At 40.0% G+C, this 14,129-nt stretch carries 15 protein-coding genes, 1 pseudogene and 1 other annotated feature; of the genes and pseudogenes, 3 read left to right on the plus strand and 13 right to left on the minus strand.

Annotated elements, in window-relative coordinates; genetic code table 11:
• Positions 1-22: 22 nt before the first annotated feature.
• From LCD32_RS13265 to LCD32_RS13285, 5 genes are all read right to left on the minus strand, one after another.
• Positions 23-883: a carbohydrate ABC transporter permease gene (locus LCD32_RS13265; protein WP_098680761.1), complete on the minus strand. Its 861-nt coding sequence runs from the start codon at positions 881-883 to the stop codon at positions 23-25.
• 218 nt (positions 884-1,101) lie between these two features.
• Entirely contained in the window at positions 1,102-1,854 is a 753-nt protein-coding gene (locus tag LCD32_RS13270; protein WP_060781310.1) for an NAD-dependent epimerase/dehydratase family protein, read from the minus strand.
• A 52-nt stretch (positions 1,855-1,906) separates the two neighbouring features.
• Positions 1,907-2,809 carry a dienelactone hydrolase family protein gene (locus tag LCD32_RS13275; RefSeq protein ID WP_017367887.1) on the minus strand — a complete coding sequence of 301 codons (903 nt, stop codon included), beginning with the start codon at positions 2,807-2,809 and terminating at the stop codon, positions 1,907-1,909.
• A gap of 130 nt (positions 2,810-2,939) precedes the next feature.
• Positions 2,940-5,354 (minus strand): leucine--tRNA ligase, encoded by a 2,415-nt coding sequence (gene leuS / locus LCD32_RS13280; protein ID WP_019743697.1) that lies wholly within the window; start codon positions 5,352-5,354, stop codon positions 2,940-2,942.
• Between the two features lie 97 nt (positions 5,355-5,451).
• Positions 5,452-5,673, minus strand: a binding site (T-box leader).
• 102 nt (positions 5,674-5,775) lie between these two features.
• Positions 5,776-6,105: a DUF4257 domain-containing protein gene (locus LCD32_RS13285; protein WP_008343006.1), complete on the minus strand. Its 330-nt coding sequence runs from the start codon at positions 6,103-6,105 to the stop codon at positions 5,776-5,778.
• A 425-nt stretch (positions 6,106-6,530) separates the two neighbouring features.
• On the opposite strand from LCD32_RS13285, the gene LCD32_RS13290 reads away from it, so the two are divergent.
• Together LCD32_RS13290 and LCD32_RS13295 are read left to right on the plus strand one after the other, a co-directional pair.
• Positions 6,531-7,334: a PAS domain-containing protein gene (locus LCD32_RS13290; RefSeq protein WP_019743696.1), complete on the plus strand. Its 804-nt coding sequence runs from the start codon at positions 6,531-6,533 to the stop codon at positions 7,332-7,334.
• Between the two features lie 281 nt (positions 7,335-7,615).
• Entirely contained in the window at positions 7,616-8,311 is a 696-nt protein-coding gene (locus LCD32_RS13295) for a hypothetical protein (protein WP_060781311.1), read from the plus strand.
• Positions 8,312-8,371: 60 nt separating this feature from the next.
• Here LCD32_RS13295 and LCD32_RS13300 read toward each other — a convergent pair whose 3' ends face one another.
• From LCD32_RS13300 to LCD32_RS13325, 6 genes are read right to left on the minus strand one after another with little or no spacing between them, the layout of a single operon-like run.
• Positions 8,372-9,682: an ABC transporter permease gene (locus LCD32_RS13300; RefSeq protein ID WP_060781312.1), complete on the minus strand. Its 1,311-nt coding sequence runs from the start codon at positions 9,680-9,682 to the stop codon at positions 8,372-8,374.
• Positions 9,672-10,370: an ABC transporter ATP-binding protein gene (locus LCD32_RS13305; RefSeq protein ID WP_060781313.1), complete on the minus strand. Its 699-nt coding sequence runs from the start codon at positions 10,368-10,370 to the stop codon at positions 9,672-9,674. The genes LCD32_RS13300 and LCD32_RS13305 overlap by 11 nt, the downstream gene beginning before the upstream one ends.
• Positions 10,371-10,391: 21 nt before the next feature.
• Entirely contained in the window at positions 10,392-11,387 is a 996-nt protein-coding gene (locus tag LCD32_RS13310) for an ABC-2 transporter permease (protein WP_019743692.1), read from the minus strand.
• Entirely contained in the window at positions 11,381-12,259 is an 879-nt protein-coding gene (locus tag LCD32_RS13315; protein WP_007501894.1) for an ATP-binding cassette domain-containing protein, read from the minus strand. Before LCD32_RS13315 ends, LCD32_RS13310 begins: the two co-directional genes overlap by 7 nt.
• Entirely contained in the window at positions 12,252-12,644 is a 393-nt protein-coding gene (locus LCD32_RS13320) for a GntR family transcriptional regulator (RefSeq protein ID WP_019743690.1), read from the minus strand. Before LCD32_RS13320 ends, LCD32_RS13315 begins: the two co-directional genes overlap by 8 nt.
• Positions 12,645-12,661: 17 nt before the next feature.
• On the minus strand, positions 12,662-12,841 hold the full coding sequence (locus tag LCD32_RS13325) for a hypothetical protein (RefSeq protein ID WP_008342991.1): 180 nt from the start codon (positions 12,839-12,841) through the stop codon (positions 12,662-12,664).
• Positions 12,842-13,043: 202 nt separating this feature from the next.
• Between LCD32_RS13325 and LCD32_RS13330 the strand changes: the two are divergent.
• Positions 13,044-13,204: pseudogene (locus LCD32_RS13330) on the plus strand (IS1595 family transposase); the annotation flags it as partial.
• A 35-nt stretch (positions 13,205-13,239) separates the two neighbouring features.
• Here LCD32_RS13330 and LCD32_RS13335 read toward each other — a convergent pair.
• Positions 13,240-13,572, minus strand: coding sequence for a hypothetical protein (locus LCD32_RS13335; RefSeq protein WP_019743688.1), 333 nt, complete (start codon positions 13,570-13,572; stop codon positions 13,240-13,242).
• A gap of 149 nt (positions 13,573-13,721) precedes the next feature.
• Positions 13,722-13,997, minus strand: coding sequence for a YtzC family protein (locus LCD32_RS13340; RefSeq protein WP_019743687.1), 276 nt, complete (start codon positions 13,995-13,997; stop codon positions 13,722-13,724).
• Positions 13,998-14,129: the final 132 nt, after the last annotated feature.

Genomic DNA, 14,129 nt, shown 5'->3' on the forward strand with positions numbered 1-14,129 from the left:
ATCCCTCCGTTATTCCATCTTTTTAACCCTTTACAGAACCTAGTAATGCCCCTTTGTTGAAATGCTTTTGAATAAATGGATAGACAAGCAGAACGGGAATGGTCGCCACGACGATGACCGCCATTTTAATGGTTTGGTCTGGCGGCGGTGTTGATGAGCCCATATCTGACATATCTCCCTGCATACCGCTTGATACAATGACGATTTGTCTTAACAGGACCTGAATCGGCCATTTCACTGAATCGTTTAAATATAAAATGGCTGTCATGTACGTATTCCAATACGTCACGGCATAAAAAAGTGAAATCGTCGCAATAGCTGGCAAAGAAAGTGGCAGCACAATTTTAAAGAAGATCCCTAAGTCGTTACAGCCGTCCATCTTCGCTGATTCTTCAAGGCTTGCCGGAATGTTTTGAAAGAAGTTTTTCAAAATGATCAAATTGAATGCATTGATGGCCACTGGCAGAATGAGTGACCAGTAAGTATCAAGCAGCCCTAGTGTTTTCACGACAATAAACGTCGGAATCATCCCTCCGCTAAACAGCATCGTGAAGACAACGAGAAACATGAGGGTTCGCCTGCCCTTTAGCTCCTGACGAGACAGCCCATACGCCATAAGTGAGGACAAAAACATGCTGACCGCTGTTCCAACGAGTGTCACAAGAATGGATACAATCAGGCTGCGATACACAATATCTGTAGAAAAGATATAGCGATAGGCCTCTAGAGAAAACGTCGTTGGAAACAAAATAAACTTCTTTGAGATGACCTCTTCTACTGTCGCAAAAGAGGCGGCAATGACATGGATGAACGGGAGCACACATATTAATGCGAACATGAGTAGAAAAGAGTAATTAAATACATTGAACAATCGGCCTTTAATAGAACGATCTATGTTCATCACGCCCTTTCTTTGTAAGCGTTATCATTTCGTCTGAACATAAGCTGCAGCCTTTGACGATATCGTGATTAAAATGTAACAAACGGGGGAAGAAAGCGTCTATAATCATCATGACAGACCACAGAGATGATCATGCCATTCGTGCTTTTAGCCTCATCAATGAAAAGAAAAAGATCATGAGCTAATGTCATGATTATGCCCTATGCCTGATCGTTTTCTTTCAGAATTTCTGCCGTATTGACATCTGGCCTGTAGCCTAACTCCTGCTTCGTTTTCTCAGTAGACCAAGGTTTTCCCTCGTTTTCTGATACGGCATAATAAGTCCCAAATGGAACGTCTGTTTCGATGGCAGCCTTGATCATGCTGAAAAGATCTTCATGTGAAAGAAGCGTTCGTTTCGTTCTTTTTTTGGTGTGCAATCCTTCCATCTCATCTGTCACGACGGTTCCAATTCTCAAATTGATGACAGACATACCTGTTTGATCGTGAAACAAACGCCCAAGCTGTTCGGAAGCAAATTTTAAAATGCCATACACATTTTTTGTTGCTGGTACATCATCAGTCGTAATTTCTCGCCCTAATAAGGAGTGACCATCTTTTTCATAGCGATCTGTCACATGATTACTGCTTGCAAAAATGACTTTTGGAATGCTTAACCGGGCCGCTGAACGAAACATATCATACGTGCTTTTCCAAAACACATCATTCATTTTTGCAAACTCCTTTTCATTCATCACATCATGCGTCATGTCCACGTTTAAAAGATGAATGATCACATCTGTATCTCTTGGGATGGCTTGAAACAAATTCTCTTCAATTGCCGCATCTGCCATGATGACTTCTTCTACACACCTTGTTTGATCAATGATGGTCACGTCATACTCCGAAGAGAGCTCTTTAGTTAATAAACGTCCGATGACACCACATCCGCCAATCATGGTGATTTTTTTCATCTGTTTCCTCCTTCATCTTCTATCGGAGTAGTATGTCCATGCCGTCTATTGATTACAGCCACTTTTTCAAAAAACGTGTAGCCTCGTGGCGCATAGCAGCCGTTTCAAAATGACCTGCATGTAAACCTACAAGCTGATAACGTTCCTTTAAGGAAGCAGCTTGATAGGCTTGACTTAATGTCTGTTGAATTCGTCCAACACCTTCAGCAGGTGTAAGCTGATCATGTTTTCCAACTAAGCTTAAATGCGGTCTTGGGAAAATCATTTCTTGGATGTCAGCTGCTGTAAAGTGCTTAGCTAAGCTCGGTACATAATAGTAAAAACCGTGTCTATCTAAATGATTCGTTTCAATCAATGTGTGATGATCAACCTGTGCGCAAAGATCCACACACACACTGACCCTCTCATCAAGTGCTGCCGTCCACCATGAAAGAAGACCGCCCATTGACATCCCAAAAACAGCTAAACGCTCTGGGAGCACATCAGAGCGGGACAACAAATAATCAATTGCACACATGCTCTCATACAGCATCATGCCCCACATCACTTTTCCTGTTAACAGCATTTCTTTGAAAATTTCACTTTCTGTTCTGCCCCTTCTTTCACCAAATCCCGCGTGGTCAATCGCCAACACACTATAACCTTTTGAAGTGAATTCTTTTGCGTATGAAGGCGCTTGCAAATAATGAGCCCCCTTCAATAACTCTTCTTTCCCATCCACATAATTCCCACCATGAGAATGCTGGAACAAGACAACAGGCCTTTTTTTCACTGTATCTTTCGGCTTCACAAAATAAGCCGGAACTTCCTCCACCCCATGAATAGAGAGAATGAGTGTTTCTACTAAGTACGATTCACGTTCCTCAATCTTTAACGTATACGCCTCCACACGATGGCGCTCTGGCATTTCCCCTAATAAACTGAGCAGTTGTTCACGTTTGCTTTCCTTTTCCATTGACGTCACTCCTCATTTTCTTGATCAACTTGTTAAATACGAGATTGATGGGGGAATCACCTTGTTTTCGACAAAATTATGTCCCGGGAAATAAACAACACCCACCGGTATCAACCGATGGGTGCGTTCATTAGTTCGCGACAATATTGACAAGTTTTCCAGGAACCGCAATCACTTTACGGATTGTTTTCCCTTCAAGCTGTTCTTTTATCCGTGCATCATTTTTCGCAAGCTCTTCTAGTTGCTCTTTTGTTGCATCAGCAGGAACCGTTAATTTTGCTTTCACTTTTCCATTTAGCTGTACGACAATTTCCACTTCATCATCGACAAGTTTTGACTCATCATATTGCGGCCATGCTTCATAAGAAATAGACCCTTCATGACCAAGTTTGTTCCAAAGCTCTTCCGCTACATGCGGTGCAATTGGAGAAAGAAGTTTCACAAAGCCTTCTGCATATTCTTTCGGCAGTGTGTCAGCCTTGTATGCATCGTTGATGAACACCATTAATTGTGAAATCCCAGTATTGAAACGTAAGCCTTCATAATGATCCGTTACCTTCATGACGGTTTCATGGTAGCTGCGCTCTAATGGCCCGCCAGATTGCTCTGTCACTTTATCACTGATGGAGCCATCTTCATTTGTAAACAGGCGCCATACACGATCTAGGAAACGACGAGCACCATCAAGACCTGTTTCAGACCAAGCAATTGACGCATCTAAAGGCCCCATGAACATTTCATACAGTCTTAATGTATCTGCACCATGAGATTCTACAATATCATCTGGGTTGACAACGTTCCCTTTGGATTTACTCATCTTTTCATTGTTTTCTCCAAGGATCATTCCTTGGTTGAACAATTTCATGAAAGGTTCTTTTGTTGGGACAACACCGATATCATACAAGAACTTATGCCAGAAGCGCGCATATAGAAGATGCAGTACAGCATGTTCTGCTCCGCCGATATACACATCAACTGGAAGCCATTTCTTTAGCTTCTCAGGAGATGCAAGCTCTTCTGAGTTATGTGGATCAATATAACGCAAGAAATACCAGCAGCTGCCTGCCCATTGCGGCATTGTATTCGTTTCACGGCGGCCTTTCTTGCCTGTTACAGGATCTACAACCTCAACCCAGTCTTTAATATTGGCTAATGGTGATTCACCTGTGCCACTAGGTTTAATCTCCGTCGTCTTAGGCAAAATCAGTGGAAGCTCTTCCTCTGAAACAGCTGAAGATGTTCCGTCCTCCCAATGAATAATTGGAATTGGCTCTCCCCAGTAACGCTGACGGCTGAATAGCCAGTCTCTTAAACGATAAGTGACTTTCTTTTCACCTTTTTGATGTTCTTCTAGCCATGCAATCGCTTTTTCAATTGCTTCTTCTTTCCCTAAGCCGTTTAAGAAATCAGAGTTGATGTGCTTTCCATCACCTGTGTAGGCTTCTTTGTCAATGTCTCCGCCTTCAACAACCTCTTTGATTGGAAGATCGAATGTTTTGGCGAATTCATAATCACGCTCATCATGAGCAGGAACTGCCATGATCGCTCCAGTGCCATATGTGGCTAACACATAATCTGCAATCCAAATCGGCATCTTTTCCCCATTCAATGGATTGATGGCATAAGCACCTGTGAAAATGCCCGTTTTCGTTTTAGCAAGATCTGTCCGCTCTAAGTCACTCTTAGATTGAATTTCTTTGATATATGCTTCAACTGCTTCTTTTTGAGCAGCTGTTGTAATTTTTTCAACTAGTGCATGCTCTGGTGCAAGAACGGCATATGTTGCACCAAATAGTGTATCAGGACGTGTTGTAAATACCGTAAACTGTTCGTCATGTCCTTCTACTTCGAAGTGAACATGTGCACCTTCAGAACGTCCAATCCAGTTGCGCTGCATATCTTTGATGCTTTCAGGCCAATCAATGTCTTCTAAATCTTCTAACAGCCTGTCCGCATATGCTGTAATTTTTAGCATCCATTGCTTCATTGGACGTCTTTCAACAGGATGTCCTCCGCGTTCACTTTTCCCATCAATGACTTCTTCATTTGCAAGGACTGTACCGAGTGCTGGGCACCAGTTTACAGGTACTTCATCAATATACGCCAATCCTTTTTCGTACAATTTCAAGAAAATCCACTGTGTCCATTTATAATAATTCGGATCTGTCGTGTTAATTTCTCGATCCCAATCATACGAGAAGCCTAATGATTGAATTTGACGGCGGAAATTATTAATGTTCTCTTCTGTAAATGCAGCTGGATCATTTCCTGTATCCAGCGCATATTGTTCCGCTGGAAGACCAAATGCGTCCCATCCCATTGGATGAAGAACATCGTATCCTTGCATACGTTTCATACGTGATAAAATATCCGTTGCTGTGTATCCTTCAGGATGCCCTACATGAAGCCCTGCTCCTGATGGATAAGGAAACATATCTAGCGCATAAAACTTTGGTTTATCTTCCGAGTCAGATGTGGCGAATGTTTTATGTGTCAGCCAATAATCCTGCCACTTCTTTTCAATTTCCCGATGCTGAAAACTCAATGTGAAAACCTCCTTTAATATGTACGGCTTTATCTGCTCAGATGACCACTGCAAGAATTCAGATTTTTCTAAAATCAACAAAAAACCCTCATCCCTGGAAAGGGACGAGAGATTTTTTGGTTCCCGCGGTACCACCCTTGTTAGCGTCATGAACTGTTCATACGCTCACTTAATATCTTTAACGCAGACATGCGACAGAAGCTTTAACGCAACTGCAACTCTGAGGCGAGTTCAGAAGCAGATTTGATTGACTTTCACCAGCCGTCAATTCTCTAAAGACAAATACTGCTTTCCTACTACTCCTCTTCACTGTTCTTATCGTAACCGTCATCTAAGTAGTATTTTATAGAATTATGATCATAAGTGCAAGCAGGTTTGTATACAATGGGAATGTACCCTAGACTAGGGTAAAGTGAGGATATTATTCGTGTGGAGATCGGTTATGACGGTTGGAGCCTGCATCCTGTGAACGTTCTTCTCTCACAAAATCGAAGCTTCGCAGAACTGCTTCTCCTCCGTAACCTGAAATAATGGATAAGATGATCAAGTGCAGACTAGATTCGGGATTTGAGGATAAGACAAGCAGTGTAGCAGCAATCATCCCAACGAGCCAATCTTCAATAAACCCTAGATAAATAAACTTCTTTGTCATTCTGGGCTTCTCTAGCCTGCCTTTTTTCTTTACGTGACCGAGAATGCCCATGACCCCTCCAATGGCGCAAGCAATAATGACTTGTTGCAGCATTTTCATCACCTTCCTAAAGCCCTTAGAATAGTAAAGCGACTTCAGGCTGTCCAGCCCCCTGTAATGCCATTCTGCTGTTCCGTCATAATCCATGTAAAAGGTCTATTCTCTCTAACGAAGAAAAAAAGCTTGTTTCTTCCATTATATGTGAATGACCCAAAAACAATCTTGATGCATTGGAATCATTTTCACCTAATCCATATTAACTATTTTTGTCATTTTATGAATTATTCCCAAATGATTCCTTCTTTTTCTAATGAAAAGTCTCCTTACTTACTCTATTCTAATGGAGGACAAACTATGATGACAAATTTAACAAAACGATTGCAATCATTGAAACAGAACATATGTTATGTTACGTTTAAAAAGAATTCATTTGGTTTTAAAAAAACCATCTTAAATGTCTGATAGTAGCAGCAAAGGAGGGTAATATGGTCAGCTCGAACATCTTCGGCTTGCAAAAACAGCTTGAACTCATAAAAAAAGCGCTGGATCATGCGCGGATTGGTGTTGTCATTACAGACCCTTCTTTAGAGGATAACCCTATCGTTTATGTGAATCATGGCTTTACACAAATGACTGGATACAAACCAGATGAGATTCTTGGACGTAATTGTCGATTCCTCCAAGGAAAAGACACAAATCAAGAGCAACTTGACTTAATACGTCACGGAATTCAAAACAAAACACCTATTACCACACAGCTCAAAAATTATAAAAAAGACGGTACTTTTTTTTGGAATGAACTCAATATAGATCCTCTATACATTGAACAAGATGACAAAACATTTTTTATTGGCTTTCAAAAGGATATTACAAAACAGAAAGAATATGAACAACTCCTAGAAGATTCCTTACAGGAAGTCACCTCTCTGTCGACGCCAATTGTCCCAATCAAAAATGGTGTTTCCGCTCTTCCACTCATCGGAAAATTATCAGAAGAACGCTTTGATGCCATCGTCGCGAAGTTAACTTGTATATTAGAAGATTCAAAGGATGATTATTTAATTGTCGATCTTTCTGGTTTAATAGATGTCGATGATTCCGTTGCAACGCGAATTTTCAAACTGCATCACCTGCTGAACTTAACTGGAACTGAACTCATCATCACTGGGATCAAACCACAGCTTGCGATGAAAATGAAAGACTTAGATACAGACTTCCAGAGTACGATCACTTATTTAACGGTAAAAGAAGCAATCAAAGGATTGCCATTAGCTGAAAACCCTGTATAAATAGGGTTTCAGATTGTTGACAAAGGGCTAAAATGAATTTTATTTTAGCCCTTTGTCTTCTTTTCAGTGTGATAGAAAACCTTTGCAGTCTAGGAAGGACGAGTACCGGAGCGAATTTCACATTCGTGAGCACCGGCACACAGGACTGACACCGAATGCGAGGGTTTGTCTACACGCTGAAAACCCTGTTTAAACAGGGTTTTTTTAATTGAACCGCTCCCCAAAATGGAAAAATGAGGTATGATAGGTGTAAATAGCGATTTAGGGGGGGCTGCTAGACGATGATGTTACTCATCATAGGTCTTTTATGTATTTGTTTCGCCATAGGATATGCCGTCAATTTCTTATTACTTAAACACCAAAATCAACCAATTTTTTCAAAAAAACTCTTCTATCCTTTTTTGACCATTGGTCTTGTTTTTTCTATCATGTCATTACCGTTTGCCAGCACAGGTGCTCCGAAAGCACAAGCAGATCCATCTTCTGAACAGCTGCTGAAAGAGCAAAAACAATTAGCATCTGACATTTCTCGTCTAAAGGAAGACAAAGAAACGCTGACGGCCTCTCTAGAAGACGTGACCAAAGAAAAAGAAAAGCTATCCAAGAAATTAGAAAACATCACCTCCGAAAAGAAAACAGTCAAACAGCAAGAAAAAACCATCCATGAGCTTGAAGAGAAAATAGACAAGCTAACCTCTACAAACGAAACACTCAAAAAAGAAAACCAAAAAGTTAACAAAGACACCACGTCATCGGCCCAGCGATCTGCTCCTAAAGATGATGGGGCCAATACTGGCGGTCATGAGTCACAAAAAGAAACAAAAAAAGAATCCGCCGCCTGTAATATTAAAGGAAGTGTCAACGGCATCTATCACACACCGAGCAGCAGATACTACTCACGGACAAAAAACGTGACCAAAATGTTCTGCTCCGTAGAAGAAGCTGAGCGTGCAGGGTACCGGGCACCAAAGCAATAGACATCTTTTGACGATAAAAAAACCTCCTGTCAGCCCACTATAGGTACAGGAGGTTCTTCTTTAAATTTCTCTTCTTAATGCTGTTAATACATTCGTTTTTGTCGCCTTACGTGCTGGGTTGAGTCCAGAAATAATGGCGACTCCTGCACTAATCACTGTTGCTGTGACCACAAGGCTTAGCGGAATATAGGAGAAGGTGATCGAGAATTGATCACTGGATCCCCCTTCAGACATGGAAGACAAAATCGCTGGAATGATTAAATTCACTGCAAAACTAACGATGTACGAGATGATGATCCCGATGATCGATCCAATCACCCCAATATACGCACTTTCCATGAGGAACATTCGCTTAATAATGGAAGGATTCGCACCGATGGCTTTCATGATCCCAATCTCTTGTGTCCGCTCTGTTACGGCCATTGTCATCGTATTGAAAATGCCGATCGCCGAAATAATCACCGCAATACATCCAACAAAGATGAGTCCAATTTTAAAGACTGTAAAGAACATATCCATTCCTTCAAGCTGATTCGTCACAGAGATGACTTGATAGCCGTCATCTGTCAGCTTATCTGTGAGCGCACCGACATTGTCGAACTTATCAGCATAGACAGACGTCATTTTTTCGACATTTCCTGCATCAGGAGATAGATCGAGCACTTGACTAAATTCTTTTTCATAAGCATTCGGAATAAGAATCTTATGATCCTGCTGCCACTCCAAATTCGGTTTCTTCAATACACCAACGACACGGAAATCGAACGTCTTTTCTTTCACCACTTCATTTTCTTCATTCAGTTTTGGCACCTTGATTTGAATGACTTTATTTAAAATTTCCTTCGTATAGCCTTTTGGCTCTTCCGGTGTATCTTCACCATTTGATGTCTGATTCATTTCTTTTTCATAGTCTTTTCGTTCTTTTTCCGTCCAAAGTTGTTCTGCCATATGATACCCAATTACAATTTCATTCGCCGATGTTGGGACTTTTCCACGGTCTAGTTCAAGGCCTGCCTCTTTTTCTTCTTTCATATCTGTCAGTACAGCCTGCGTATCACTTGAGCGATTATCGAGCTCGACGTGAACCGATGGAATGATTGACGTTCTTGCAACGACAGATTTCGCATGGTCATATTTCTTTAAATCGTCAAGCTTGACGTCACCTTTTTCTTTGCCTAACACTTTAATTTCTGTGATAATTTGTTGTTTCATGATTTCATCTTGAGCCGATTTTTGCAGACCAAAACCAACTGACGCTAGAACGATTAAGAAAGAGCATGCCATTGTCGTTGCAAGTATGGTCATAAACACACGCAATCTATTTTTCTTCATATTTCTTCTAATGAATTTGACCTGATCTCTAAATTTCAATGGACTGATCCCCTTTCTTTAATACACCATCATGAAGCTGGAACGTTGTGTCTGCGATGGAAGCGACTTCATCGTCATGTGTAATGATGACAAATGTAATTCCTTTTTCACGATTAAGCTGCTGGATAAAGGCTAGAATTTCGCCTTCAGTTTCTGAATCCAGACTGCCTGTTGGTTCATCTGCTAAAATAATAGACGGATTAAGGATCAAGGCTCTTGCAATACTCACACGCTGCTGCTGTCCACCTGATAGTTCATTAGGATAATGTCCTGCGTGATGTTCCAGACCAACTCGTTTCAGCATTTCCTTTACTTTCACTTTTCGCTCAGACGGCTTCACACCTTTTAAAGTGAGCGGAAGTTCAACGTTCTCATATGTTGTTAAACTCCCGATCAATTGAAAGCTTTGAAAGATAAAGCCAAAATGATCTAACCGAAAGTCTGCCCATTCTTTCTCATTAAAGCCGGTCACATTGGTGCCATCAACGACAATTTGTCCGCTTGTTGGCGTAATATATCCCGATATTAGATTCAGTAAAGTCGATTTCCCCGAACCGCTTCGTCCGACGATACATGCAATATCGCCTCTATTAATAGACAAGTCAATGTCTTTGAGCACAGGAATTTCGTTCTCCCTGCCCTTTTTCCCAATTTTAAACACATGATCTAACGATTGAATTTGAATCATCTCTACTCCCCTGCTCTCTGTTTATCTTTTTCGATAGATTAAGAAATAACTCGTCAGTGCACCTACAGCTCCACCGATGAACATGCCGGCGATATAACCAAAAATGGAGTTGTCTGAAGAAAATCCAACCCAGCCAAATCCTAGAACACCGAAGGCAATGACCAATATCTGAATGGGCCTATCCATTTTGGGGTAAACAAAGAATCGTCCATTTCGTTCAACTGGATGTTTAATAAAACTGAACAAACCAATGAGATAAAATACGATTAGCATCACAATTGGCACAATGAATTCTACACCTGTAAACCAAATTGGATTTTCAACTAAATTTCGAAATTGAAAACGGTCTGTTATATAAGTAATTGGAGCTATGGGCATAATAAAGTAGTCATAACTGATATCAACCCAACTTCTATCCGTTTTTAATAAATAGTCTAAATGAAACATCGGTAGCCAAATTAATAAATAAGGTAAAATTGATGTACTGAATGTAACAATGGCTTGACTAATTGCGCTTCCTGTTAAAGCACCTGCTGCAAGACACAAACTATAAAACATTAAGGTGGACACAAGTGCAATCAAATAACCACTGTTAAACGCAATCGTATATTGTGGTTGAATGCATAAAATGAGTATATAAGTAAAGACATATGACAATACATGAACAAGCGTGATAATTCCGGCACCTAGGAAAAACTTTGTGTGATAAATGGTCGTTCTGCTAAACGGCAAAGATAAAGTAAAATCAATTTGCCCTTTATTTCTTTCAAAACCCAACTGGGTAATTGCAAAAATTAAACTCATCGTCCATGAAAAGGTGATAAACATATCAGAACCGAAATCATAATAAAAGTAATTATCGAGTGGTGTACAAGTCGGATCGTTTAAACAAGTTTGAAAGGATGAGTATCCCATTAAAAAGGATAATGGCGTCGCAAAGATCGCAACAAGCATCACTAAAATGAATGTCAGCTCAGACTGCTTCCATTCCTTATATAACAATTGCCGCTTTACCATCTGCGTTTCCCTCCAAACTTCGCAATGAATACTTCTTCTAAATTTACAGGCAGTTCATGCCAGACTTTTGGTTCAAGCGATTTCAAATACTCTTTTGCTTCTTCATCTGTTTTGAGTACAAGTGCTGTATAGAACACACCCGCTTGATCTAAGATGGCAACGCCTTTTTTTCTAATACTTAAGTTCATATCCTCTTCAAATGCCATCTGGATTTTAACGTAGTCATTCTTTAATTCGTCTAAATCCATAACACTTGTGAGCTGATTTCCTTCCAAAAACCCGATTCGGTTACACATACGCTCAATATCCTCTAAACGGTGAGATGTAATTAAAATCGTTGTTTGTCGTTCTGCCACCTCGTCAATCATCAGCTGAAGAACGTCATTTCTTGTGACTGCATCAATCCCGTCTGTCGGCTCATCTAACAAAATGACTGCTGGTTTGATGGCAAAACTTAAAATGAGAGACAGCTGTTTCTTTAAACCTGTCGACAATTCACGGTATTTCACTTTTTCCGGAATCTCATACCGGTTCACAAGCTCATTGGCATATGTCACGTCAAACTTTGGATACAGTTGTTTTAACAGCTTCACAAGCTGTCCATAATTGTACCGGTCAAAGTAGGGATTTACGACTGGCATATACACAATATTTTGTTTCACTAACGGGTGGTCTTTTACGAGTACATCTTTAAAATAAATCTCTCCTTCATCCGGAAGAAGGATTTGCTGAATCAAGCGAAGAAGTGTTGTTTTACCAGAGCCATTCCGGCCAAGCAGACCAAAGATCTCTCCTTCGCCTATCTTGAAGGAAACGTTGCTGAGTACTTCGCGTCCATTTAATTTCTTTGATACATTTCTGACCTCAATCAACTTGTTTTCCTCCTTTTAGACTTGAGCCGATCTCCTCCAGCCACTCTTTGAGTTGATGAATATCAATACCGGCATAATGAGCTTCAATAATGAGTTGCCTTAATTGCTCCTTCATCTCTAACACCTTCCCTTCATTCAGCTTTAACTGTGCACCTTCTGTCACATACGTTCCACGGCCTCTTAATGTTTCAATAATTCCTTCCCGTTCAAGCTCTTTATACGCTTTGCTGACGGTGTTTGGATTCGCAATAATAATGGTGGCAAGCTCTCTCACAGAAGGCAGTTTGTCACCTGGTTTCATCACGCCTTTTAAGCACAAAATTTTTAACTGCTCAATGATTTGTTCATATATTGGTGCAGCGCTTCTTGGATCTATTTGAATCATGATGGCTCCCTCTTTTCTCATTCATGCTTTTGCAGTCCTATCGCTTGATCATGTCCTTGCATTAAAGGGACCGAATTTGGAATAAAATCTTTTTGAACTTCAAAACCAATGAAAACGAGAACGAAAAAAAATGTACATGCTAACGCAACAGCCAGCACCATCCACTTTAAATTGATTGGTTTTTTTTCTTTTTTCATGGTTAAACACCTTTCTTCACGTTTAAGTGTCTATAGTGTATTAGTTGATGTAGTACACTTAATACAATATAGACACTTGATTGAAAAGTCAAGGGACTCTAGAAAAAAATAGGCAGACGAACCAGATAAAATGACGAAGCTACTTAAAAGCTTTCGGAAGCCAGGTTTGCTTCTGGTTTAGGGTGTTCAACACGTTCATAACTTTCATAATCGCCTGAAAAAGTGGATGGAGCGTTTTAAGGAGTTGCAACACAATATTTGGAAAACTATCTCTGCTGGTTCCGATGGCTTGATAAGGAAAAGAATGTAGCATTTGAAAAACGAGTAGAGCAAATGCTTGTTTTAGCGTGTCAAAGTGCATAATAAAAGACCCCGAATATTGAGGTCTCTACAATGTTTTAATTAGATACTATTACTTTGTTTTTGGCCTTGCTTTTGAACAGGATTAGCACCCACCATACTAATAAAAATATATAGCCTATAACTGTAAAGATAGACCAAACTGCACCCTGTCGCAATTGACTAAATAAGTGTTCAAATTCATTCATTCCTTCTACTCTACCAATGCTATTTATCAGGCTAATCATCGGAATTGTAACAGTAAATACAATGGTTAGAATGGACAATCCCCTATGTTTATTTTTCACGACACTGAATATTGCGGTTCCTAATGTTGTTAAGAAAAACAAGTAATATAATGCCCAAAACCAATTAGGAAGAGTCTCCCACATTTCTTCTACCCCCTTGAAGATATTTGCAATTTCTATATATAACATACTTTAACAGAATAAAAACCTATTACAAATATATATCCAAAAACAACAATCTTTGCGAAAACAGCCAAAAAATAAAACAGACCCTTAAAAGAAGGATCTGTTCATCATTCGTTCTCGTATGAAATACCCAAAATCATTTGATTTTGAAGACTTTGAATTTGTACACGCGTTCTGTCTAAACGTTCTCTTTGCTGATCATTGGCGACATCTTTTAACTTTTCTAATTCATTCACTGCGTCCTCTAGCATGAGCTGCGCTTTTGAAAATTCTTCTTCGTTATAATGTTCTTGGCGAGAGCTCAAATCAAACTGTTCGCTTGCAAACTCAAGAGTCTCAGTGCTTTTTTGGACAAATTCATCGATTGATTTTCTTGTTGCCATCTTGCCATCCCTCCATTTCATCATTGCTCTCGCCTATTTTGCCCACGTAAAGCTTTTTCACTAAAGAAAATGTTGGACAGATTCAATTGTCCTCTTTCGTGATTTTTGTTAAACTTTAAGGATGCCTATTAT

Origin of the sequence: Bacillus sp. RSS_NA_20 (genome assembly GCF_020165915.1) — a bacterium.
Taxonomy (GTDB): Bacteria; Bacillota; Bacilli; order Bacillales; family Bacillaceae; genus Bacillus; species Bacillus altitudinis.

Bases quoted from the DNA above. Each gene is read 5' to 3' on its own strand.
- LCD32_RS13310 (WP_019743692.1), bottom strand. From the start codon at position 11,387: ATGGTAAAGCGGCAATTGTTATATAAGGAATGGAAGCAGTCTGAGCTG.
- LCD32_RS13335 (WP_019743688.1), bottom strand. From the start codon at position 13,572: ATGTGGGAGACTCTTCCTAATTGGTTTTGGGCATTATATTACTTGTTT.
- LCD32_RS13295 (WP_060781311.1), top strand. From the start codon at position 7,616: ATGATGTTACTCATCATAGGTCTTTTATGTATTTGTTTCGCCATAGGA.
- LCD32_RS13275 (WP_017367887.1), bottom strand. From the start codon at position 2,809: ATGGAAAAGGAAAGCAAACGTGAACAACTGCTCAGTTTATTAGGGGAA.
- LCD32_RS13320 (WP_019743690.1), bottom strand. From the start codon at position 12,644: ATGATTCAAATAGATCCAAGAAGCGCTGCACCAATATATGAACAAATC.
- LCD32_RS13290 (WP_019743696.1), top strand. From the start codon at position 6,531: ATGGTCAGCTCGAACATCTTCGGCTTGCAAAAACAGCTTGAACTCATA.
- LCD32_RS13325 (WP_008342991.1), bottom strand. From the start codon at position 12,841: ATGAAAAAAGAAAAAAAACCAATCAATTTAAAGTGGATGGTGCTGGCT.
- LCD32_RS13285 (WP_008343006.1), bottom strand. From the start codon at position 6,105: ATGAAAATGCTGCAACAAGTCATTATTGCTTGCGCCATTGGAGGGGTC.
- LCD32_RS13305 (WP_060781313.1), bottom strand. From the start codon at position 10,370: ATGATTCAAATTCAATCGTTAGATCATGTGTTTAAAATTGGGAAAAAG.
- LCD32_RS13340 (WP_019743687.1), bottom strand. From the start codon at position 13,997: ATGGCAACAAGAAAATCAATCGATGAATTTGTCCAAAAAAGCACTGAG.
- LCD32_RS13270 (WP_060781310.1), bottom strand. From the start codon at position 1,854: ATGAAAAAAATCACCATGATTGGCGGATGTGGTGTCATCGGACGTTTA.